Source organism: Martinezella lusitana, from assembly GCF_014207095.1.
In the GTDB taxonomy this organism is placed as follows: Bacteria; Pseudomonadota; Alphaproteobacteria; order Rhizobiales; family Rhizobiaceae; genus Rhizobium; species Rhizobium lusitanum_B.
The window spans coordinates 1-22,307 of sequence record NZ_JACHBG010000017.1 but is presented as its reverse complement, the minus strand read 5'-3'; the positions used below and the strand labels follow the sequence as shown (position 1 = coordinate 22,307).

The 22,307-nt window shown below is 60.1% G+C and carries 22 protein-coding genes and 1 riboswitch; of the genes, 6 read left to right on the top strand and 16 right to left on the bottom strand.

Features of this window, described 5'->3' with window-relative positions:
- Positions 1–10: 10 nt before the first annotated feature.
- Together yghU and GGD46_RS25100 are read right to left on the bottom strand one after the other, a co-directional pair.
- A complete protein-coding gene (gene yghU / locus GGD46_RS25105) occupies positions 11–886 on the bottom strand; it encodes a glutathione-dependent disulfide-bond oxidoreductase (RefSeq protein ID WP_184709115.1) in 876 nt (291 codons plus the stop codon).
- Between the two features lie 493 nt (positions 887–1,379).
- Positions 1,380–1,526, bottom strand: coding sequence for a DUF1127 domain-containing protein (locus tag GGD46_RS25100; RefSeq protein ID WP_184709113.1), 147 nt, complete (start codon positions 1,524–1,526; stop codon positions 1,380–1,382).
- Positions 1,527–1,761: 235 nt separating this feature from the next.
- A riboswitch (TPP riboswitch) is annotated at positions 1,762–1,858 on the top strand.
- Between the two features lie 46 nt (positions 1,859–1,904).
- Between GGD46_RS25100 and thiM the strand changes: the two genes are divergently transcribed.
- Genes thiM through GGD46_RS25080 form a run of 4 tightly spaced genes read left to right on the top strand, consistent with a single transcriptional unit; the run spans position 1,905 to position 4,919 of the window.
- A complete protein-coding gene (gene thiM / locus GGD46_RS25095) occupies positions 1,905–2,708 on the top strand; it encodes a hydroxyethylthiazole kinase (protein WP_184709111.1) in 804 nt (267 codons plus the stop codon).
- The gene (gene thiE, locus GGD46_RS25090; RefSeq protein ID WP_184709110.1) at positions 2,705–3,340 is read left to right on the top strand and encodes a thiamine phosphate synthase; all 636 of its coding nucleotides are present in this window, start codon (positions 2,705–2,707) and stop codon (positions 3,338–3,340) included. The genes thiM and thiE overlap by 4 nt, the downstream gene beginning before the upstream one ends.
- A complete protein-coding gene (gene thiD / locus GGD46_RS25085; protein WP_184709108.1) occupies positions 3,337–4,158 on the top strand; it encodes a bifunctional hydroxymethylpyrimidine kinase/phosphomethylpyrimidine kinase in 822 nt (273 codons plus the stop codon). The genes thiE and thiD overlap by 4 nt, the downstream gene beginning before the upstream one ends.
- Positions 4,155–4,919: a 3-oxoacyl-ACP reductase gene (locus GGD46_RS25080; RefSeq protein ID WP_184709106.1), complete on the top strand. Its 765-nt coding sequence runs from the start codon at positions 4,155–4,157 to the stop codon at positions 4,917–4,919. The genes thiD and GGD46_RS25080 overlap by 4 nt, the downstream gene beginning before the upstream one ends.
- A 78-nt stretch (positions 4,920–4,997) precedes the next feature.
- Here GGD46_RS25080 and GGD46_RS25075 read toward each other — a convergent pair whose 3' ends face one another.
- The 4 genes from GGD46_RS25075 to GGD46_RS25060 form a co-directional block, all read right to left on the bottom strand.
- A complete protein-coding gene (locus GGD46_RS25075; protein ID WP_184709104.1) occupies positions 4,998–5,870 on the bottom strand; it encodes an undecaprenyl-diphosphate phosphatase in 873 nt (290 codons plus the stop codon).
- 464 nt (positions 5,871–6,334) lie between these two features.
- Positions 6,335–6,697: a hypothetical protein gene (locus tag GGD46_RS25070; RefSeq protein ID WP_184709102.1), complete on the bottom strand. Its 363-nt coding sequence runs from the start codon at positions 6,695–6,697 to the stop codon at positions 6,335–6,337.
- 281 nt (positions 6,698–6,978) lie between these two features.
- On the bottom strand, positions 6,979–9,021 hold the full coding sequence (locus GGD46_RS25065) for an NADH:flavin oxidoreductase (protein ID WP_184709100.1): 2,043 nt from the start codon (positions 9,019–9,021) through the stop codon (positions 6,979–6,981).
- A gap of 78 nt (positions 9,022–9,099) precedes the next feature.
- On the bottom strand, positions 9,100–10,008 hold the full coding sequence (locus GGD46_RS25060; protein ID WP_184709098.1) for a DMT family transporter: 909 nt from the start codon (positions 10,006–10,008) through the stop codon (positions 9,100–9,102).
- 114 nt (positions 10,009–10,122) lie between these two features.
- Here GGD46_RS25060 and GGD46_RS25055 point away from each other — a divergent pair, with 114 nt between their 5' ends.
- On the top strand, positions 10,123–10,998 hold the full coding sequence (locus GGD46_RS25055; protein WP_184709096.1) for a LysR substrate-binding domain-containing protein: 876 nt from the start codon (positions 10,123–10,125) through the stop codon (positions 10,996–10,998).
- A 4-nt stretch (positions 10,999–11,002) separates the two neighbouring features.
- Here GGD46_RS25055 and GGD46_RS25050 read toward each other — a convergent pair whose 3' ends face one another.
- Complete coding sequence (locus tag GGD46_RS25050; protein ID WP_184709094.1) at positions 11,003–11,401, bottom strand: cupin domain-containing protein; 399 nt, start codon at positions 11,399–11,401, stop codon at positions 11,003–11,005.
- A gap of 260 nt (positions 11,402–11,661) precedes the next feature.
- Between GGD46_RS25050 and GGD46_RS25045 the strand changes: the two genes are divergently transcribed.
- Positions 11,662–12,555, top strand: coding sequence for a LysR family transcriptional regulator (locus GGD46_RS25045; protein ID WP_184709092.1), 894 nt, complete (start codon positions 11,662–11,664; stop codon positions 12,553–12,555).
- 19 nt (positions 12,556–12,574) lie between these two features.
- Here GGD46_RS25045 and GGD46_RS25040 read toward each other — a convergent pair whose 3' ends face one another.
- From GGD46_RS25040 to cydX, 9 genes are all read right to left on the bottom strand, one after another.
- Complete coding sequence (locus GGD46_RS25040; RefSeq protein WP_184709090.1) at positions 12,575–14,206, bottom strand: FGGY-family carbohydrate kinase; 1,632 nt, start codon at positions 14,204–14,206, stop codon at positions 12,575–12,577.
- Positions 14,206–14,934 carry an SDR family oxidoreductase gene (locus tag GGD46_RS25035; protein WP_184709088.1) on the bottom strand — a complete coding sequence of 243 codons (729 nt, stop codon included), beginning with the start codon at positions 14,932–14,934 and terminating at the stop codon, positions 14,206–14,208. The genes GGD46_RS25040 and GGD46_RS25035 overlap by 1 nt, the downstream gene beginning before the upstream one ends.
- A gap of 25 nt (positions 14,935–14,959) precedes the next feature.
- A complete protein-coding gene (locus GGD46_RS25030; protein WP_184709086.1) occupies positions 14,960–16,210 on the bottom strand; it encodes a sugar ABC transporter permease in 1,251 nt (416 codons plus the stop codon).
- Complete coding sequence (locus tag GGD46_RS25025) at positions 16,207–17,028, bottom strand: ATP-binding cassette domain-containing protein (protein ID WP_184709084.1); 822 nt, start codon at positions 17,026–17,028, stop codon at positions 16,207–16,209. Before GGD46_RS25025 ends, GGD46_RS25030 begins: the two co-directional genes overlap by 4 nt.
- Positions 17,029–17,114: 86 nt before the next feature.
- Positions 17,115–18,200, bottom strand: coding sequence for a sugar ABC transporter substrate-binding protein (locus GGD46_RS25020; protein ID WP_184709082.1), 1,086 nt, complete (start codon positions 18,198–18,200; stop codon positions 17,115–17,117).
- A 201-nt stretch (positions 18,201–18,401) separates the two neighbouring features.
- Positions 18,402–19,286 (bottom strand): AraC family transcriptional regulator, encoded by an 885-nt coding sequence (locus GGD46_RS25015; protein ID WP_184709080.1) that lies wholly within the window; start codon positions 19,284–19,286, stop codon positions 18,402–18,404.
- Between the two features lie 604 nt (positions 19,287–19,890).
- Positions 19,891–20,295 (bottom strand): DUF983 domain-containing protein, encoded by a 405-nt coding sequence (locus tag GGD46_RS25010; RefSeq protein ID WP_184709078.1) that lies wholly within the window; start codon positions 20,293–20,295, stop codon positions 19,891–19,893.
- A gap of 187 nt (positions 20,296–20,482) precedes the next feature.
- Positions 20,483–21,886, bottom strand: coding sequence for a PLP-dependent aminotransferase family protein (locus tag GGD46_RS25005; RefSeq protein WP_184709076.1), 1,404 nt, complete (start codon positions 21,884–21,886; stop codon positions 20,483–20,485).
- A gap of 259 nt (positions 21,887–22,145) precedes the next feature.
- Positions 22,146–22,271: a cytochrome bd-I oxidase subunit CydX gene (gene cydX, locus GGD46_RS25000; protein WP_184709074.1), complete on the bottom strand. Its 126-nt coding sequence runs from the start codon at positions 22,269–22,271 to the stop codon at positions 22,146–22,148.
- Between the last annotated feature and the right edge of the window lie 36 nt (positions 22,272–22,307).

Below are 22,307 nucleotides of genomic sequence, written 5' to 3'. Positions count from 1 at the left end.
GCGCCCAGCGTCATACGACCGCTTCGATCTTGTCCTGCGTCTTGGTTTCAAAATCGCTGGCGTCATGGCGCTCGCGCAGTTGCTCGGACGGATCGCCCGACAAGCGGTTGACCATGCGGCCGCGCTTGACTGCCGGGCGCGAATAAATCAGATCGGCCCAGCGCTGCACGTTCTTATAGTCCTGCACCTGCAGGAATTCGCCGGCACCATACTGCCACCCCTTGGCAAGGCCGCCGTACCAAGGCCAGATGGCAATATCGGCAATCGTGTATTCGCTGCCCGCAATATATTCGCTTTCCGCCAGGCGACGATCGAGCACATCGAGCTCGCGCTTCACTTCCATGGCGAAACGATCGATCGCATATTCGATCTTCGTCGGTGCGTAGGCATAGAAATGGCCAAAGCCACCACCGAGATAAGGCGCGCTGCCCATCTGCCAGAATAGCCAGGACAGGCACTCCGCACGGGCGGGCTGTTCCGTCGGCAGGAAAGCGCCGAATTTTTCGGCGAGATAGGTCAGGATCGAGCCGGATTCGAAAACGCGGATCGGCTTGGGGCCGCTGCGGTCGAGCAAGGCCGGGATCTTCGAATTGGGATTGACCTCGACAAAGCCGCTGCCGAACTGGTCGCCATCGCCGATCTTGATCAGCCAGGCATCATATTCTGCGCCGCTGTGGCCGAGCGCCAGCAACTCCTCAAGCATGATGGTGACCTTGACGCCATTCGGCGTACCCAGCGAGTAAAGTTGCAGAGGATGGCGGCCGACGGGCAGTTCCTTCTCATGAGTGGGCCCTGCGATCGGACGATTGATGTTGGCGAACTGGCCGCCATTGGCTTTGTTCCAGGTCCAGATCTTCGGCGGCGTGTATTCGGCAGAACCGGTCATAAGCATCCTCCTTTTGGGGTGAATCAGATTTGGGAGCGATCTTCGATGTAGCGCGCTATCCCTGTCGCACATAGGCACGCCCGTTCATTTTTGCGAGAGCCGCCGCACTGCTTTTCTAATGCTCCTGGTTGAAACGAAAAAAGCCTGCCGCGGGAGGAGGTGCGGCAGGCTTTCGTCAATGGTTGAACAGCGCTCGGGAGGAGGAGAGGCGCTGTTCGAGCAGACGACCTTGGGAGGAGGAGTAGGTGTCTGCCAAGCGAAGGATGCGGGAGGAGATGCATCACTTCGATGACCCAAACATAGCAGACTTTTGCTCAGTTGATAGGCATTTCTTTGCAGGACAGCTATGCGTTATGCGAAAACCGGAGCACTCCACTGGAGCATTTTTCGGCAGAAGACGCCATTGGATTCCCATGCGGACAAAACAAAAGCGCCTGCTCGGGAGGAAGCAGGCGCCTACAAAATGCAGCTTGTAACCTAGCCGTGAGGGCTGTTAACCGGCGATGGCTGCACGGGCAACATTGCGGATTTCGCCGCGCTCGATACCCAGATCATGCAGTTCGCGTGTGGTCATACGGCCCAGTTCAGCGACCGTCTGACGGTACTTGCGCCAGTTATTGAAAGAGCGTGCTACGTTCATGATGGTCCCCTTTCCTTGGGCATTCGAAGCTGAGCTGCCGTGCTTGGCGCTTCGTTCGCTTCGATGAGAAATATATAGCTCAAGCTCCTCGCTTTTTGCAGAGCCAAGGCGTCACTGCACCCATGCGTCGGATGCATGGATCATCGAAACATCCAGCAACCTCACTCCGATCGATCCGTGATGGCCATCGCGATTTGCTGATGACAGGGCAGCCATTGTCTGCGACAAGGGAAGGATTGAGAGACAGGGGCGTCCGCCGTATGGCGGGCTGAGAAGTACCCTTTGAACCTGAACCAGATCATGCTGGCGGAGGGAGTCGCTCGGGGCTTTGCAACATGCTCGTGCCCCCATGCGCCTCGCCCGCCTGAAAGGGGCGATATGCAAGACCAAGTCAATCTCGGCGCACTGCTCGACGCCATGCGCGGTAACCCGCCGCTGGTGCAATGCATCACCAATTTCGTGGCAATGAATATCGCCGCCAACGTGATGCTTGCGGCCGGCGCCTCGCCCGCCATGGTGCATGCGGAAGAAGAAGCCGGCGAATTCGCCGCCATATCCGGAGCTCTGACGGTCAACATCGGCACGCTTTCGCCCGGCTGGCTCGCGGGCATGCTTGCGGCTGTACGATCGGCAAATCACGCCGGCAAGCCTTGGGTTCTCGATCCGGTCGCACACTATGCAACGGCGTTCCGTCGTAAGGCGGTCGCGCAATTGCTGGAGCTGCGGCCGACGATCATTCGCGGCAACGCCTCTGAAATCATAGCTCTCACCGGTGGCAATAGCGGCGGCCAGGGTGTCGACAGCCGCGACCCCGTCGACATGGCAGAGGATTCGGCGAGGCAACTCGCCAGCCGGCATGGATGCGTCGTTGCAGTGACAGGTGCGACCGATTTCGTGACCGATGGCCACAAGGCGCAACGGGTAGAAGGCGGGTCGCCATTGATGCCCCGGATTACCGCACTCGGCTGCTCGCTGACCTGCCTTGTCGGAGCTTTCGCCGCGACCGCACCCGGCAACCCGTTCGACGCGACGGTCGCAGCCCTCGCTGTCTTTGCCGTTGCGGGAGAACAAGCCGGAGCGGCAGCCGATGGTCCTGGCTCCTTCTCCTGGCGCTTTCTCGACGTGCTGGCCACTCTCGACGCAGAGACGCTCACCGCCAAAGCAAGGGTCGTAGTAGCATGAAAAGCTTCGATCTCTCGCTTTACCTCGTTCTCGACCCGGTACTCTGCGCCGACATCGGCATGATCGAAACCGCACGCGCTGCCGTTGCCGGTGGTGCAACGATCGTCCAGCTGCGCGACAAACATGCCTCGACAAGGGCCATGATCGAGACAGGGCTCGCCCTCAAACAGGCGCTCGCCGGAAGCGGCGCGCGCCTGATCGTCAACGATGATGTCGAGGCAGCCATCGCAATTGGCGCGGACGGCCTGCATATCGGGCAGGAGGATCTGAACGCCCAGGACGCCCGCCACATGATCGGCCCGGACATGATCCTCGGCCTCTCTGTGGAGACTGAGGCGCTCGCTTCGGCTATCGATGCCAAGATCGTTGACTATGCAGGCGTCGGCCCCGTCTTTGCGACGCCGACCAAGCCGGATCACAAGCAGCCGATCGGCTTTGATGGCCTCACCCGTATCATTGGGCTGTGCCCGGTTCCAACGGTCGCCATCGGCGGGCTGAAAGCCGAGCATGCGGCCGATGCGCTGGCAGCCGGCGCAGATGGATTGGCAGTGGTTTCAGCGATCTGCGGCAAGCCAGATCCCATGGCTGCAACAACTTTTATCGCCAATGCTATCAAGGAGGCGCGCAAATGATCCGCAATGTCCTGTCCATCGCTGGGTCGGATCCCTCAGGCGGCGCGGGTATCCAGGCCGACCTTAAGACCTTTTCGGCTCTCGGCGTTTATGGAATGGCTGCGCTGACAGCATTGACGGCTCAGAACACGCAGGGCGTTTCCGGTGTTCATCCGGTACCTCCGACATTTGTCGGTGCTCAGATCGAGGCGATTTTCGCCGACATAGGCGTGGATGCCGTCAAGATCGGTATGATTGCGAATGCGGCGATCGCGGAGGTCGTCGCCGACATACTGAAGCGGCATCGCGATGTTCCGGTCGTGCTCGATCCCGTTATGATCGCCAAGGGCGGCGCAGCTCTTCTCGCGGCCGACGCCGTCGACGCTCTGAGCCGTCGGCTGCTGCCACTGGCGGCGGTCGTGACGCCGAACCTGCCGGAAGCTGCCGCGTTGCTGCATGAGGCCGAAGCAAAGAGCCGCGAGGATATGGCGCGCCAGGCGCTCGCGCTCTCAAAGCTCGGCCCGGCCGCCGTGCTCGTCAAGGGCGGTCATCTCGACGGCGACGAGAGCCCCGACGTGCTGGCAAGTGGCGGAACCATCACCTGGTTCGAGGCCAACCGGTTGCCGACCAAGAACACGCATGGAACCGGATGCACCCTTTCCAGTGCGATCGCTGCCGAGATCGCCAAGGGCTTGCCGCTTGCGCAAGCCATTGCCTCGGCCAAGGACTATCTCGCCCAGGCGGTCGCCGCCGCGGGCCAGCTTTCGGTCGGCAGCGGCCACGGCCCCGTGCAGCATTTCCATGCGCTATGGGCAGACAATGAAGGAGTAAGGAAATGAGCCTGCCAATCAAGGACCAGATCGTCATCGTCTCGGGCGCAGGGCGCGGTCTCGGCGCCGCAATCGCCACGGCCTTCGCCCGCGAAGGCGCCAGGGTTGCGATCAACTATCGAGCAAGCCGCCAACAGGCAGAAGCCCTTGCCGAGAAAATTGGCAGCGGCGCAAAAGCCTTTCAGGCGGATATGCGCAGCCTTGCCGAAACGGAGCGGCTCGTGGAAGAGGTGACGACTCATTTCGGTGCGCCGACGACGGTGGTGCATAACGCCCTTGCCGATTTCAGCTTCAACGGCGACGCGCGATCGAAACTGGACGCCTTAAGCTGGGCCGAGATGGCAATGCAGCTCGAGACGGCACTGCAGGGCGCTCTCAACCTCATCCAGGCGGCGCGGCCGGCGATGGAGCGCGCGGCGTTTGGCCGGGTTGTGACGATCGGCACGAATCTCTTCCAGAACCCGGTCGTACCTTATCACGACTATACTGCGGCAAAGGCCGCATTGCTGTCGCTGACGCGAACGGCGGCGGCCGAACTCGGGCCGCTTGGCATTACGGTCAACATGGTCTCGGGCGGGCTGCTGCGCACGACGGATGCCAGCAGTGCCACCCCGGAAGCAGTCTTTGACATCATCGCCGCCAATACGCCTCTTCGCCGCGTCACGACGCCGGACGAAGCTGCCGACGCGGTTCTGTTCTTCGCAAGCCCCTGGGCTCGTGCCGTTACCGGGCAGAACCTCATCGTCGATGGCGGGCTAGTTTTCGGCTAACACCAAAAAAACGGAAAGGCGCCGACCATCGGTCGACGCCTTTCTCCTGATTTCCTGGTCCGATATGAATTTCGAGGCTCAGGCCCAGCCCATGGTCAGCACACCAAAGAGGATGACCACACCCAGGACGACACGGTAGACCACGAAGGGCCAGGTGGAGAAGCGCTCCAGGAAGCGCATCAGCCCCCAGATGGTGATGAAGGACGAGATGCTGCCGACGATCAGTCCGACGATGAGGATGGACCAGGCTTCCATCGGAATGTGAGCCTTGTAGAGCGTGAACAGCTCCTTCAGGCCGGCAAGTGCAATCGCCGGCAGTCCGAGCAGGAACGAGAAGCGGGCTGCCTCCTCGCGTTTCAGGCCGAGGAAGAGTGCACCGGTCAAAGTGGAGCCGGAGCGCGAAACGCCCGGCACAAGCGCGCCGACCTGGGTGATGCCGACGAACAGCGCATCGACCAGTGTCATCTGCTCGATATTCTTTCTGTGGCGGCTATACAATTCGGCAACGGCCAGCAGCACGCCCATGACGACGCAGGCGATGCCGATGACCCACAGGCTGCGGAACGACGTGCCGCAGGCATTCAGCGACGACGCCAGCAACAGGCCGACGATGACGATCGGGATCGTTGCGATGATGATGGCGATTGCAAGTCGCACGGCGGGTGAGCCCCAATCCCTACGTTTGATAGCATCGAGCGATCCAAAGGTGACGTAGCGGACATCACTCCAGAAATAGGAAATGATTGCCGCCAGCGCGGCAAGCTGCATTGCTGCCGAAAACGCCGAGCCGGGATCCTGCCAGCCAAGCAGGGCTGGCACGAGGCGCATATGCGCGGTGGAGGAGACCGGCAGGAGTTCCGTCAAACCCTGTACGACTCCCAGAACAGCAATTTTGGCATAGCCCAGGGCGACAAAGCCCGTGTCTACGCCTTGCGTACAAACATCAGCCACGTTTCGAAATCCTCGGTTCTTTAGGGGGCTTTGCACCGGAACGGGTGCGATGAACTTCGCTGCGAAACAGTCTTCCGACAAAAGGCCGGCAAGGCTCATCGAGCGCCCTGCCGGTCTTCCGCTCGGAATCGAGGCGGACCATAATTGCGCAGGCTGAACTCTATCTGAAATTGCCGGAGCGGTTTCCGAGATTCGTTCGCCGCTCTTACGGCACTGGCGGTGGGCGCGATCGCAAATGGAAGTAATTTTGCTGGGGAGGCCACATTTGCGGCGCGATCCGAACGGACTATCGCGCTCCAATCGAAAGGAGCGCCTTCGATGGGCACGAGCATTAGCCGATGACGATCAGTTGGCGGCGGTTGCCGAGAGGCAACTGGAAAAATTCCCGCAAAATGTGTCGCGGATCTCTGCCTGGAGCTACAAAAAAACAAAAGGATAGTGTGCCGAAGAACAACGGAAACGCCCTAGCGCGACGCTCGCTTCTGGGTGTCCCCCATGATCGCGAAAACCCGCTTCACGAATGCCTCGCCATCGAACTGCCGGGCCGCACCTTCTGTCACATGTTCCGGGCGGTCGAAAATGAAGGCTTCCAGGTTGACGATGGGCAACTTCAACCGCGTGCGCACCTCACCTATCATTGCCGTGTGCGTGACCACCACTTGGCAACCACTCGGCTCGAACCACTGCTGGATCCCGGTCGAAGGAATTGAGGCCACCGTCAGGCCCCGCTCGGAAAGCACCGAGCCTATGCGCGTCGCAGCTTGCTGATTGTCGAGGCATATCAAAACATCTGTCTGCGAAGGGGCTGGCGAATTGTCTGAATGCATCAAGCAACCTCTCGTTCGAGAGGTCGCAATATACCGATTCGGACGTAACGCAGTGTTATAAGTTGTTACATTTTGTTTCAGGAAGGCGGCGGCCTCACCGGCCTGATTTTGCGGGAATAATTTTAAAGCGTTCTCTTAGATTTTAATCAGAATATATTGTTATCACATGATTTTTTCAAAAATCTACATCTTCCCTCGCGCCGCCCGGTCATCTGCGTGATATCGAAATACCACACCCCTTTCGTCATCATCAGACGCAAAGCTCCCCCACAGATGCGTTCTCACAAGAGCGAGCAATAGCGCAGCGCCTCGTAGATGGCAGCATGAATATTGCGGCTTGAAACGGCGTCGCCGATGCGGATCAGATCGAAGGTGCCCTGCCCATTCTTCTCCGGCAAAGGTGGTCGCCGCGCTATCAATGCCGGATAGTCAACGGCCCCAAGATTGCGTGAAAGCGGCTTCAGCTCAAGGTAAAGCTCGTCATTGGCTATCGTACCGTGTTCGACCACGACCTGGGAAACCCGGCGTTCCCATTGCGTCTGCTCAGAGAAATCGGACCCTAGCACTGCAATCAGCGCATTGCCGTCGCGGCGCACCGATTTCAGGCGCGTATTGATGGTAACCCGGACATCCTTTTCGGCGAATGCCTTGGCATAGGGCACGTGATTCATGCCGCCCATTTCCGGCGCAAAGAAGCGCTCCGGCGAAACCAGCTCCAGCTCGGCGCCGCTATTGGCAATGACTTCGGCTGCCGACATGCCCGGATGCCCGCCATTGTCGTCGTAGAGCAGAACTTGCCCCTCTGGCTTTACGGCTCCCGCCAGAATATCCCAGGAAGACGTAACCAGATTGTCGCCGCCATCGAGTTCAGGGGATTGCGCGATACCACCGGTCGCCACGACGACAATATCGGGCTCGAATGCCAGGACGTCATCCGCACCGGCGTAAACATCGTAGTGGATCTCAACGCCGAGACGCTCCAGCTCCGAAAGCCGCCAATCGACGATCCCGACCAATTCCTTGCGGCGGGGATTGCGCGCAAGCAGATTCACCTGTCCGCCCGCCTTGCCGCTTGCTTCGAGCAAATTGACGGTGTGACCACGCTCCGCAAGCACGCGCGCTGCCTCCAGCCCCGCGGGGCCGGCACCGATGACGACGGCCTTTCGGGATACCGGCGCCCGCTCGATTTCGTGCGGCATGTCCGCCTCACGGCCGGTTGCCGCATTATGGATACAGAGCGCTTCGCCGCCCTCGTAGATGCGGTCGAGACAGTAGGTGGCACCAACGCAAGGGCGGATGTGCGCCTCCTGCCCCAACATGATCTTGTTGACGATATGGGGATCGGCAATGTGCGCGCGCGTCATGCCCACCATATCGAGCTTGCCTTCGGCGATCGCATGCCGTGCGGTGGCGACGTCGCCGATACGCGCGGCATGGAAGACTGGAAACTTGGTCGCAGCCCTCACCTCGCCGGCAAAATCCAGATGCGGCGCCGATGGCATTCCTTGTATCGGGATGACCTTGTTGAGCGCTGCATCGCTGTCGATATGACCGCGGATGATGTTGAGGAAATCGATGTTTCCGGAAGCGGCCAGACGCCGGGCGATCTCGATACCTTCCTCTTTCGAAAGCCCTTTTTCCCAATCTTCATCGGCGACGAGCCGGATACCGACGATGAAATCCTGACCGACCGCCTTGCGGATCGCGTCAGTCACCATCATCGAGAAGCGCATGCGGTTTTCGAGCGAGCCGCCAAACTCGTCCTCGCGCCTGTTTGTCGCCGGCGACCAGAAGCCATCGGTCAGATGACCATAGGCTTCGAGCTCGATGCCGTCGAGGCCCGCATCCTGCATGCGCTGGGCGGCCGCGGCAAAGTCACCGACAATCCGCTCGATATCCCAGTCTTCTATCGTCTTGGGGAAGGCCCTATGCGCGGGCTCGCGTAGCGGCGATGGCGCTAGCACGGGCAACCAGTCACCTTTGTTCCAGCCCGTGCGGCGGCCGAGATGGGTAAGCTGGATCATTACGGCGGCGCCGAACTCGTGACAGTCGTCGGCGAGCCGCTTCAGCCACGGCACGATCTCGTCCTTATAGGCATGAAGATTGCCGAAAGCCGGCGGCGAGTCCGGTGAGACGACGGCGGATCCGGCCGTCATGGTCAGCGCGATGCCGCCCTTTGCTTTCTCGCGATGATAAAGCCTGTAACGATCCGTCGGCATGCCATCTTCGGAATAGGCCGGCTCATGCGCTGTCGACATGATGCGGTTCTTCAGCGTGAGATGCTTAAGCTGATAGGGCTGGAGCAAAGGATCGTTAGACGCCATGTGGTTTCCATTTCCTCCCAAAAAACCGCGAACCGAGATGCTATCTTTGCCGAGACCGGAGCCGATGGCTATAGGCTTCTACATCGGCGCACGCGCGCGGCGACTATGACGCAGGTCGGCCGCCGTATGCCAGACGATCGTCGCAAAGATGATGGCACCGCCGATAAAGGTAGCGGCCGGCGGCCTCTCCGAGAAGAAGAGCCACACCCAGAACGGCGTCAGCACGATCTCCATCGAGCCTATGAGCGCCGCGTCAGCGGCAGGCATGCGTCGCGACCCGAACAGGAACAGCACGAAAGCCAGCGCAAAATTCGTTGCCCCGAATGCGGCAAGCAAGAGCCAGTTGTAGGTATCGAGTGAAGCGGTCGAAGCCATCGGCGCAAAAACGACAAAGGTAAGGAAGCCGCTGACGATGCTCGACGGAAGGATCGGCACGCTGCGGTCCATGCGAGGAATGACGATGATGAAGGCGAAAGTCACCGTCATCCCGAGCGCCAGAAGATCGCCGATACCCGTACCGCCCCCGATCGAGGATGCCACGATGACAGCGACACCGATGAGGCAGACTGCCCCGGCAACCAAGGTTCGCTTGGCCACACGCTCCCTCAGCAGCACCCAGCTCAGAAGGGCTGCGATGAAGGGCGCCGTCGCATAGATCATCGTCACGTTCGCGACCGTGGTCATGTAGAGCGCACCGATGAAGCAGGCCTGGCTGAGCGCCTGGCAGACGATCATCGCAATACCGGCGGGATGAAAGATCGAGCTCCATTGGCGCCGAGAGAACCCGCCCTCGAGGAAGAAGCTCGGGACGATCAGGAACACGCCGCCAAGCAGCGACCGCCAGGCGATCGCCGTCCAAATATCCGTGGTCAGAAGGCGCGCGTAGATGCCGCTGCAGCTCCACGCCAGCGTTGCCATGACCACGAGGATGACGCCCCTCTCGTAGTCGCTGGCGAAAGCGGAGCGGGCTGGGAACTGAAAGGTCATTTTAGGGGACTCAAGATGAAATGGTGACTGAATGTCACGTGTGTGCGCCGATATTTGACATCAGGCAAACGAATAGTAGAGATAGTAGCTATCAGAAATATTTGTGGCCCGTTCATGCGCGAACCCATCGAAAGCGACCTGCTTCGGACGTTTCTCGTCATCAGCGAGACGTGCAACTTTTCCCTTGCCGCGCAGCGTATCGGGCGCACGCAGTCGGCTGTCAGCGCGCAGATCCGCCGGCTTGAGGAGACCGTTGGCGAAACGCTCTTTGAGAGGAATGCGAGAGGAGCGGTTCTGACCCGGGCGGGAAATCAGCTGCTTCCCTACGCGCAGCGGGTCATCGAGCTTCTGAACGAGGCCGCGGCAACGATCCGCACCAAGCCGCTTGATGGGCCGGTACGGATCGGCATTCCCGAGGAATACAGCCAGACCATACTACCGGCAGCACTGGCGGCCTTCGCCATCAGGCATCCGGCGGTCGAGGTGACGGTTTCCTGTGATTACACCTCACGCAACCTCGAAGCCCTGGAGCGAGACGAACTCGACCTTGCCGTCGTCTTCGATTGGAGCAACCAGAACACGGGTGAAATTCTCTGCGTCGATCCTACGGTTTGGGTCACCTCCCTGGTTCACCGCCTGCACGAAGCAAGCCCGCTGCCCATCGCCGTCTACCGGAACTCGACCTGGTGCCGGGATTTCGCCTTGCGTTCGCTGGAGCAGGCGGGATTGCGCTATCGTGTCGCCTTCATCGCAGATACCGGTTCAGGCTTGAAAAGTGCGGTTCTCGCAGGCCTTGCCGTTTCGACCCTATCGCGCAGCAATATCCCGCACGGCTGCAGGGAGCTGACGATCGAGGACGGCTTCCCCCCGGTCGATGCTTCCCGCGTTGTGCTGCGCCGCAACCCCTACCATTCGAGCCCGGCAATCCGCGAGCTTGCGGAAATGGTCAGGGAAGCGTTTCGTCCGATGTCGAGCCTACTGCAGCCGTAGGGCTTTATTTTCCCTGATACTGATCGTCAGTCACGTGCTCCATCCAATCCACCACCTTGCCGTCGAGGTGTTCTTGGATCGCGATATGGGTCATGGCCGTCGTTGGCGAGGCGCCATGCCAGTGCCTTTCACCAGGCTCGAACCAGACAATGTCTCCCGGCCGGATTTCCTCGATCGGACCGCCTTCTCGCTGGACGCGCCCGAACCCCGCCGTGACGATCAGCGTCTGGCCGCGCGGATGGGTGTGCCAGGCAGTGCGGGCGCCCGGTTCGAAAGTGACGCTGCCTGCCGCGGCGCGGCGTGCTTCATTGGCGGCAAATAGCGGGTCGATGCGCACAGTGCCGGTGAACCAGTCAGAAGGCCCCTTTCCCGAAGATTGCGTACCGTTCCTGTTGATGTTCATGATCATGTCCTTCCTTGACAAGGGATGCGATGGCGCGACCGATTGGCGCTAATCTAATACATCTTAAACGGAACAATAGGGTGGTAGCGTCGCATAAACTTATGAGTCATGTCGATAAATTCTACTCCTCAAATATCGACCTCTATAATGCATAAAACTCACCTCGATGGGCCAGAAACAAGCCGTTGCGCGTTCGCGCGCTATAACAACCATCTACTTCATGGTAAAAGCAGCACCCAATATATGAGGACTACTCATAGATGCTGCGTGAAAACGTCAACGATCTGCTATTTTTCCTTGCGGTTGCCAGAGAGCGGAGCTTTACGCGCGCGGCGGCGCAGCTCGGCGTTTCGCAATCGGCGCTCAGCCACACGGTGCGGCAACTCGAGGAGCGAATGGGCATCCGATTGCTGACGCGTACGACGCGCAGCGTCAGCCCGACGCCGGCAGGTGAGCGTCTGCTGCAATCGCTGACGCCGCGCTTCCAGGAAATCGAGGCTGAACTCATTGCCGTTACCGAGCTGCGCGAAAAACCCGCCGGTACGATCAGGATCACGGCAGTCGATTATGCCGTCGATACCTACATATGGCCTAAGCTTGCCGGCGTGCTGAAGGATTATCCCGACATCCATGTCGAGATCATCAACGATTGCGGCTTGACCGATATTGTAGCGGAACGGTTCGACGCCGGCGTTCGTTTGGGCCAGACTGTGGCAAACGGCATGATCGCGGTCCGCATTGCGCCCGATCAGGCGTTTGCCGTCGTCGGCTCTCCCTCCTATTTCGAGGGACGCAGCAAGCCCCAGATACCCCAAGACCTCGCGGCTCATCGATGCATCAATCTGCGCCTTCCCACACATGGCGGCAATTATGTCTGGGAATTCGAAAAGGGCAGCGAAGAATTGCGGGTACGCGTTGATGGCCAGATGACATTTAACGGCGTTCGCCAGGTTCTGGCCGCAGCGGTCGATGGCTACGGGCTGGCCTATGCTCCGTACGATCTGGTTCAGTCGCTTATCGAAAGCGGCCGCCTCATTCGGGTGCTGGAAGACTGGTGCCCGCCGTGGGCGGGCTACCATCTCTATTACCCGAGCCGCCGCCAACCGTCCTCGGCTTTTGCCGTGGTGCTGGACGCATTGCGCCACCGCGGTTGAGCAGAATTTGCAGCAGAGCTTACGAGGCCATCAGCGCGCGGATGCTGCGATCCGCCGATTGCAGCAGCTCGAAGGCTTCATAGCGCCGTTCATGCAGCCCCTTGATAGCACCATCCGCCGGCTCGAACCTCTTTGCCAGCCGCGACATGGCGGCCATGGCTTCCACAAGCGAGCCGCAACGCCCGCCAGCCGTGGCGCCAAGCATGGCAGCACCGAGAAGAACAGGTTCTTCCGTATCGGCGACCGCGACCGGCCGACCGGTCGTATCCGCGAGAAGCTGTCGCACGAGGCCACTCTGGGCGGCACCGCCACTGGCGATGATCAGATCGCAGGCAATGCCATCCTGCGCCAACTTTTCGAGCAGCTGCTTGAGGCCGTAACCGATACCGCAGAGGCCGGCGACATAAAGACCGATCAGATCGTCGATGCCGGTTTCCAGCCCAAGGCCTGAGATAACGGCGCGCGCATCCGGATCGGCATAAGGCGACCGATTGCCAAGGAATTCCGGGACCACCTGGATCAATTGCGCAAGCTTCACCGCGTCGGATGCGCTTCCGCCTGTCTTCATGGCTTGGCGGTCGAGCCATGCAACCAGCGACAAACCCTCTGCTTCGGCCTTCTGACGAGCCTTCGCGGCTGCCGGATGCATGGTGACGAGATGATCGATCGCCGCCCCCGCTGCCGATTGGCCGCCTTCGGTCAGCCAGAGACCCGGCACCATGGCCGAATAATAGGGACCCCAGACCCCATCGACGAACACAGCCTCTTCGCTCGATGCCATCGAGCAGGCAGACGTCCCGAAGATGTAGGCAAGCCTGTTTTTAACATCTACCTTGCCGTCCGATCCCTTCCCGCCGAGCGTCCCGACTCCGCCGGCATGAGCATCGATCAGGGATGCGCCGACCGGCGTACCGGTGGTGAGGCCAAGATCCAACGCGGCGGCTTCGTTCAAGCCCTCACCAAGTGCGGCGCCCGGCTCGACGATCTCAGTGCCGATCCGCACGAAGCCCTCGTCAACCAATTCGCCAAGTCCGATAGCCTTGAAATACTGGGCATCCCAACGCTTCTCATGGGCCAGATAAGTCCATTTGCATGTCACCGTGCACACGGACCTCTGCAACGAACCCGTCGCACGCCAGGTCAAATAATCGGCGAGATCGAAGAAATGGTCCGCCGCCGCGAAGGATTGTGGCATGTTTCGCTTCAGCCACAGCAGCTTCGGCGTTTCCATCTCGGGCGAAATGCGGCCACCGACGTAACGAAGCACGGCATGATGTCCGGCATTGATCTCCGCGGCCTCGCCCGCAGCACGATGATCCATCCAGACGATGATATTGCGGCCGGCGTCTTCAGATGGTCCCACCGCTACGGGGCTGCCATCCGCCTTGACCGCGACCAGCGAGCAAGTCGCGTCGAAGCCGACGCCGGCAACCTCATTTGCCGCAATTCTCGCCGTCGCGACAGCCTCTTTGACGCTGTCGCAGACGGCCTTCCATATCTGCTCGCTCGACTGTTCGACGATGCTGCCGGGCTCGTGCCAGATGGTGATCGGCCGCTTGGCGGCCGCTAACAGATGGCCATGCGCATCGAAAACACCGGCCCGGGCGCTGCCGGTGCCGACATCGATGCCGATGAAATAAGGTGCCGTCATCAGAGATCCGTACTCAAGGGCAGGATCACCAGATCCCGAATTACGATGTTACGCGGCCTCGATAGCATGAAGACCACCGCTTCCGCCACTTCCGTCGCCTCCATGAGACCGCCCGCGGCAATGGCTTCATCCAGCTTCGCCTGCGGCCAGTCGCTGATGAGCGCCGTCACCACCGGCCCCGGCGCCACGGCGCCAACGCGGATGCCGTGCTTGGCGACCTGACGTCGTACCGTATGCGTAAACGCCTGAACGGCATGCTTGGAGGCTGTGTAGATCGGCTCCCAGACCACTGGCACCAGGCCGGCGATCGAGCTCGTCATGATGATGTCACCAGTCTTCCTCTCGATCATGTGCGGCAGCACCATGCGAACCGAACGGAAGGCAGCATTGATATTCAGATCCAGCATCCTGTCCCAGGCATCAGGATCACCTTCCGCCACATCGCCGCCGATATAGGCGCCGGCATTGGCGTGGAAGATGTCGAGTTTGCCGAACTTGTCGAGAATCTGCGGCATCATGGTCGCCATGCTCTCGGGCTTCAGAAGATCGACAACGACGGGATGAGCGTTCGGCCCCAATTCGGCGCAAAGGCTTTCCAAGCTGTCTTCCGCCCTGTCAACGAGGGCGACGCTGGCGCCCTCGTTCAATAGTGATTTGGCGCATTCGAGGCCAATTCCAGACGCAGCCCCGGTGATGGCGGCGACCTTGCCGGCAAAATCCTGTCTCATAGCAATCCTTACCTTCTTGAAGAAATCAGCCGCGCCCATGCGAGGCGCGGGAACGACGGGCGAGCGAGTCGACGATGACGGCGATGGCAAGAACTGCGCCTGTGATCATGTAGCGAAGCGCCGACGACAGATCGAGCATTGTGAGGCCGCTCGCGATCGACTGGATGACGATGATGCCGAGCAGGGCCGAATAGGCACTGCCTCGGCCGCCAAAAAGGCTGGTGCCGCCGATGACGGCTGCTGCAATGGCATTCAGATTGACATCGCCGGTGCCCGCCTGCTGGCTGGCCGAGGCCAGACGCGCAGCCGCCAGCACGCCACCCAAGGCTGCGAACATGGCGCAGAGCACGAAGGCGCTGGTATAGATCCGCCGCACATTGATGCCGGCCCGGCGCGCAGCCTCACGATTACCGCCGACGGCGGACATCGACCGGCCCCATTGCGTGCGCGTCAGCGCATAATCCATGACGATGGCCAGCACCACGAATAAGGCGAACATCCAGGGAATGCCGCGATCTTGGTTGAGGTAGAAGGCAACGAATTCCAAAGCCACGGTGATGGCGAACGCCTTCGTCAACAGACCGCCGACGGAAGGCGCTGAAAGGTTTGCCTGTTTGCGCCGCCGGACCGCGCGCCAACCGGTCGCCAGCATGACGGCACCCGGAATGAGCGCGAAAACATAGGCAAGCGGACGGGGGATGACGAGGAGCTGACCGAAGTTCACGATGGCCGAGCCATAGGGCAGATTGATCGAGCCGGTTGCGCCGAGCAGATAAAGCTGCATGCCGAGCACGGCAAGAAGCCCGGCCAACGTAGCAACGAAGCTCGGCATGCCCAGCCGGTTGAACAGCACCGCATAAATGGCGCCGATCACGCCCCCGACGACGAGTGCCGCGAGGATCGCCAAGGCCACCGGCCAGCCCTCGTTTACCCAGAGCATGCCGACCATGGCCGAGGCGAAGCCGCTGATGGACCCCACGGAAAGGTCGATCTCGCCGACCATCAGTACGCAGACGATGCCGAGCGAGATGATGCCGACGGTCGAGGCGTCGAACAGCAGGTTCGCAAGATTATTGCTGGAGAGGAATGTCGGGTTCAGCGTACCGAACACCGTCCAGATGATGACAAGGCCGACGACGACAGGCAGCGAGCCAAGATCACCGGAACGAACCTTGTCGATAGACGAGCGAATGGTGGCCACGAGCCCGGTTTCATGATTGACCCGAATGTCGCTGCGGTCGAGCAGCACGGCCGATTGCTTGCTGTCCTGGCTCATCGCTGGCCCCCTTCCCTCTGTTCCTGTTGGGCCTGACGGCGCACGGCGCGTCGCGACACGGAATTCTCCGCCGCACCCGTGATGGCGCTGACGAGTTCCTGGTTCGAGGTGTCTGGATAAAAGACACCATTGTTGCGGCCGAGGCGCAGGACAACGATGCGGTCGGCGACGGCGCGGACATCCTCCATGTTGTGGCTGATCATGATGACGCCGAGACCCTTGTCGCGGACGCGCTCGATGAGGTTCAACACCTCGGCTGTCTGTGCCACGCCAAGGGCGGCGGTCGGCTCGTCGAGCATGATGAGTTTCGGCTCGAGCAGCAGCGAGCGGGCGATCGCCACCGTCTGCCGCTGGCCGCCCGAAAGCGAAGCGATCGGGATACGCACGCTCGGGATACGCGCCGCCAGCTCATTGAGCAGCGTCCAGGCGCGAACCTCCATCGCCGTTTCATCGAGCTTCAACGGGCTCATTTCGCGGCCGAGAAAGATGTTCGCAACGACATCGAGGTTCTCGCAAAGCGCCAGGTCTTGAAAGACGGTGGCGATGCCGAGATCAAGTGCGGTAGCGGGATCGCTGAGCGTCACTTGTTTGCCGCGAAACGTGATGGTGCCTGAACTCGGCTGGTGGACGCCGGCCAGAACCTTGACGAGCGTCGATTTGCCCGCGCCATTGTCACCGACGAGCGCCACGACTTCGCCGGCATGTACATCGAGGTTGATATCCGTCAGTGCCGAGACGGCGCCGAAGTGCTTGGAGACCCCTTTGAGGCTGAGCACAAGCTCGCCAGATGGGGTTCTATGATCGGAAGCGTCACTCATGACCAGCCACCTTCTCGGGTTGAAATGCTATCGATTGCGTTCGTCTCCGGCCGCCGAAGCGACCGGAGACTGGGAGGAAGCAGCTCTCAGCTGCCGATACCAAGCTTCTTGCAGCCATCGGCGTAGCGATCCATGCAGAGCTGTGCCGGCGTCTGGATCGGCTTGCCGTTGACGGCCTTTTCGATGATTTCGGCCTTGAGATTTTCCGAGGTGACCAGAGCCGGCGTGAACAGCTTGGTCGCCGTATCAAAAAGCTTCGTGTCCGCCTTCGGTGCCGAGCCGGAGAGCAATTCGATCGCGACATTGGCGGCGGCGGCGGCCACGATCTCGCTCGGCTTGGAGATGGTGTTGTACTGGTCGCCGGAAATGATGAGCTGCAGGCCGGCGATCGTGGCATCGTTGCCCGTCACCGGCGGAACCGGATCGAAGCCTGCAGCCTTGAAGGCCGCAACAGCCGCGCCGCCCGTGCCGTCATTGGCGGCAACGACACCGAGGATCTTCTTGCCGAAGCGGGTGATCTGGCCGCTTGCCCATTGCTGCGCCTTCGGCGGCGCCCATTCCGGCGTATCGAACTCTGCAAGCACCGGATAACCGCCATCGGCGAGACCGGCATGGATGCCCTTCTTGATCAGGCCGGCGGCTGCGTCAGTCGGCGAACCGTTGATTTCGAGAAGGCCGCCATCTCCTGCCTTTACGCCCTTGGCTTTGAGGTGATCGACCAGCGACTTGGCGATCATCTTCCCGATCTCTTCATTGTTGAAGGAGACATAGTAGTCTGCGGCGGCCGACGGAATCGGGCGGTCATAGGCGATGACCTTCACGCCCTGGCTTTGCGCCAGCTTGACCAGCGAAGCGGCGGCCGTCGAATCCACGGGGTCGAGCACGATCGCTTTCGCGCCCTGTGAGATCGCCGAATTGAACTGCTGCTGTTGGCGCGAGGCATCGCCATTGGCGTTCTGATAGATGACCTTGCAGCCGGTGCAGAGCTTCTTCATCTCGGCCTGGAAGCCGGGGAAATCATGCTCTTCATAGCGCGTGGAACTCTGGTCGGGCATCAGGAAGGCGACGGTCGCGTCCGTGACCTTGGCGGATTGCGCGAAGGCAGATGTGCCGGTCATAAGACCTATTGCAAGCGCGACGGCGCCGGCGATTTTGAGTGCGAAATGGTTCATTGGAATTTCTCCGTTCCACATGGTAGTGGTTTCCCTCAGTCATCACGGCGGTCAGCACGCGATGCTCTTGCTTGATGCTCGCCCGCGACCGGTGACCTGATCGACGCGGCGGTAAATTTTGGACAAGCCTTCTCCTTCAGGCGGCAGAGATGCCGGCCCGTTCGCTTGTCCTGAATGCTGAGTCCTCCCGTTCCTCCCTTTTTAGGCGGCCTCCACCGCGCGTGCGTGCTGTGCCAATAGCGATCTGAAGCGCGAGGGCGCCATGCCCTTCTGATCCAGAAAACGCCGATTGAAGTTCGAGATATTGTTGAAGCCTGCCGCAAAGCAGATGTCGGTGATCGTCATCTCCGTCTTGCTCATCAACAGATGACAGGCGAAGTTGATACGCAGCCGGTTGACATATTGCACCAGCGCCATGCCGGTATGGCGGCGAAAGCTGCGGGAAAAGGCACTCGCGCTCTGGCCGGTCAACTCGGCAAGATCTCCTTCACTGAAGGGCTCCGTCAGGTGCGTATTGATGTAAGCCAGCGCCTGATTGACGCCCGCCGACATGAAACCAGACGGATCGGGCTGATAGCCGGCGCTCGCAAGCGTACGCGTTCCCTGGGCATTGCTCATTGCATTGAGAACACTCATGAAGCGTTCTATGCGGCGAATACCTGTCGCCTCGACAAGCTCACCAAGGATGGGACCAACGATAGCAGCGGTTTCAGGCGTGAAGAGTGCGCCCCGGCGGCTCGTTTCCAACATGGGCGCGCAGGCAGACAGCTCCGGAAATGCACGGCTCGCCTCAGCCAGGAAAAATTCGGAGAATTGCAGAACGCGGCAACGCAGGGGAAGCGTCACGCCCGCCGGCACATCACTCACCCAGTTATGCGGCAGGTTGGGGCCTGTCAGGACCAGATTGCCCGGCTCGAATTCACCGATAAAGTCGCCGACGAAATATTGCCCCGTGGTCGCGACAACATGGTGGATCTCGTACTCGGGATGAAAATGCCAACGAACCGTACGGTAGGGATAGCCGTGCTCCCAGGCCTTGAAGGACTCGCCGCTGCCGATCGCGACCACTTCCAAATCAGGGTTCATCAGCCAGCCTCCTTTCGTCCGTCCGCACGCCACCAGGACTGCGGCGCCTCCTCCCAGAGGCCATAACGTCTTCCATGAGGTCAAATCTACGCCGTGCGGCAACCTGCCGCTACTACGCCTTATACGCTTAGCCGATACTTTTTTGACAAGAATGGCGGTCTATTTGGTCGAATGTGCAGTGCGAGATAGGCACCGCGATGCCGAAGCGTTGATATCCGGTGCTAAGCGCAAAGAGTTCTGTATAGGGCCGACAACGACCTACGGCCGGCGTGCCGTCTATGACGGTCCGCTGTTTTATTATTTCTTCTTCGCCTGATCGTGATGCCACTTGATGGCGAAGTACATACCCGTGCCTAGCACGAGAACCTTGAACACGATGAAGACTATAGGGAACCAATCCACCATTTTGAATATTTCCAGACTATTACTCGGGGCTATCTATTGTGAGGTGCACCACCTCGAAACCGCCGCTTCGGCAGCTTCATTTTTTGTTCAGACCATCGTCCAATCTAACTTCGATCATAAGGCTCGCATCCACAGGGCATGAGTGGTGCCATCATCCGTCTTGCTGCTGCCACCATCAATTAAAGATGCCCCCACAGCATTAGTTTGCCGAGTGCAGCGTCTCGGTTTCCGGCAGGCGGACGAGCTTGCCTTCCTCGGCCTTGTAGAAATATTGGCTCGCAACCAACCAGCCTTTGAGCGGCCGCAACGGTGGAATGCAGGTCGCCAGCATAAACGGCCCAGTCACCAGGAAGTGAACCCAGATCGGCGCGGAAAAGGCGACTTCGAGCCACACACCGAGCAGCACGCTCGGAATGCAGGCAAAGCAAATGACGAAGAATGCCGGCCCATCGGCAGGGTCGGCAAAGGAATAATCCAGGCCACATGCTTCGCATTGTTTGCGCAAAGTCAAAAATCCATCGAACATGCGGCCTTGCCCGCATCGCGGGCAACGGCAGCGTAGGCCGGTCTGCAACGGGCTTAATGGGGGATATTCGGTATCCATGGCGCTCTCGCTTTCAAAAGAGACCATCGAGAATGCATTCAATGGTCATATTGCTTGCATTCAATATAGGTACAATAGAAGCAATATGCGAGTCCATTCGCCAGAATGACGCAGCAAGTTAGGGCCAAATAGCCGATGCAAAAATGCGATCATTGTGCACGCAATATAGCAATGCGCGTCGTAGTGCCTAGAAGACGGAGGCGGCCATTTCCGGTGAGCCTGCTAACGCATGCGCCATGAAGTCCAGAGCACTTTTCAGCCTGTCGCGACCAATGGAACCACCGAGGCAAACCCGGACGGCCTCGGGCGCAGGGCCCTCGACGGTAAAGGCGTCGCTTGCCACGACTCCAATGCCCGAATTGCGCACATGGTTGGAGAAGGTAGATCGGGTCCAGCCATCGGTCAGCGGCAGCCAAATGTTGAAGCTGATCGGATCGGCCTGATAGCTGCCGGCCGGAAATGCGCTCGCGACCATCGACTGTCGCACGGCAGCCTCTGTCCTTATGAAACGCAGGATAGCATCGGCCGTGCCATCTTCAATCCAGCGCGTCGCCAGCGCCATGGTAATAGGCGATGCCATGACATTACCGGTCCGCATGGCGCTGACGAAAGGCCAGACTGCCTTGCCCTCCGGCACGACAGTATAGGCAAGACGGAGGCCTGCTCCGATACATTTGGCAAGGCCGCCAATATGCCAGGTCAGATCCGGCGCTATCGCCGCTATCGGCTGCGGGCCATGCGAAGGGATAAATCCATAGGCATCGTCCTCCACGATGGGCACCTGATATCGACGTGCAACTGCGGCAATTTCCCGCCGACGCCCCTCCGGAATGGTCAACGTCAGTGGATTTTGCAGTGTCGGATTGAGATAAAGCGCCTTCGGACGCGTCTTTTCACAGGCCTCGGCAAAAGCGTCCGGCAAAATGCCCCGCTCGTCCATCGCCAGACCGACAAGATTGAGACGCAGTTGAGCAGCGATCGAACGCATGCCCGCATAGGTGACATTTTCGGAAAGCACCACATCACCTGGCTTTGCGATCAGGCCGAAAATCGCAAGCAACGTCGGATGCGCTCCCGGTGTGATGAAAATCCGCTCAAGTGGCGGCATCAGGCCGCGACGGCCAAGCCAGCCAGCGGCAGCCTCCTTATCCATGGCGGAACCACCGAAATCCTGATAGCGCAGCAAGGAAACGAGATTCGCGGCCACCGCCGACATCCCGTCACGCATACGGGCAATGAGGTCGGGGTCCGTTGGATCGGGCGGCAGGTTCATTGAAAAATCGACCGCGGATACCCGGCGCGGATCAGGCTCCATATCGGCGACGAAACTCTTACCTTCTTGCGTTTGGCCGCCAGTCACGAAGGTTCCTCGGCCGACATGCGAGCCGACCAATCCGCGCTTCTGCGCCTCGACATAGCCGCGCGCGACCGTCGTGAAATCGATGTTCAGGCGCTTGGCCAGTTCCCGCTGCGGCGGCAACCTATCGCCCGGGGCCAGAACCCCACTGCGCAAATCCATCTCGATCAGATCGGCGATGGCGATATAACGCGGGTTCGGGGAGCGGCTGAGATCGGGGTGCCAGTTCTTCATGTCAATGCTCCGCGTCGGGATCGTCAGGAATGAGATCTGACCGACATTGATGGTATATTGTTGCGCGCCATTCAAGTCATAGAAAAACACCGCATGCGCTCGGGCAAGCGGGCGGCCTCATCCCAAACAAATGCGGCGGCCGGCAAGATTGATTGGAATGAATGGAGAATTGATCTCCCTTGAGCGAAATTTCTGAACCAAGACGGCAGGCCCGTCGAAGCCGGCCTGCCGCTTTCCCGGGAGCGATAGCTCCCCGGGCTTATTTCCCTTGGTTGCGGCCAGCCTTCTGCTTGGCCTGATCATCCATGAGCTCATACCACATGGCGTTGAGGACGGCGAAAGCGGCGGCGAGAGGGAGGCCGAGGAGCCAGGCGAAATACCACATGCGAAGTCTCCTTGAAGGTTAGTAGGCGTGACCGCC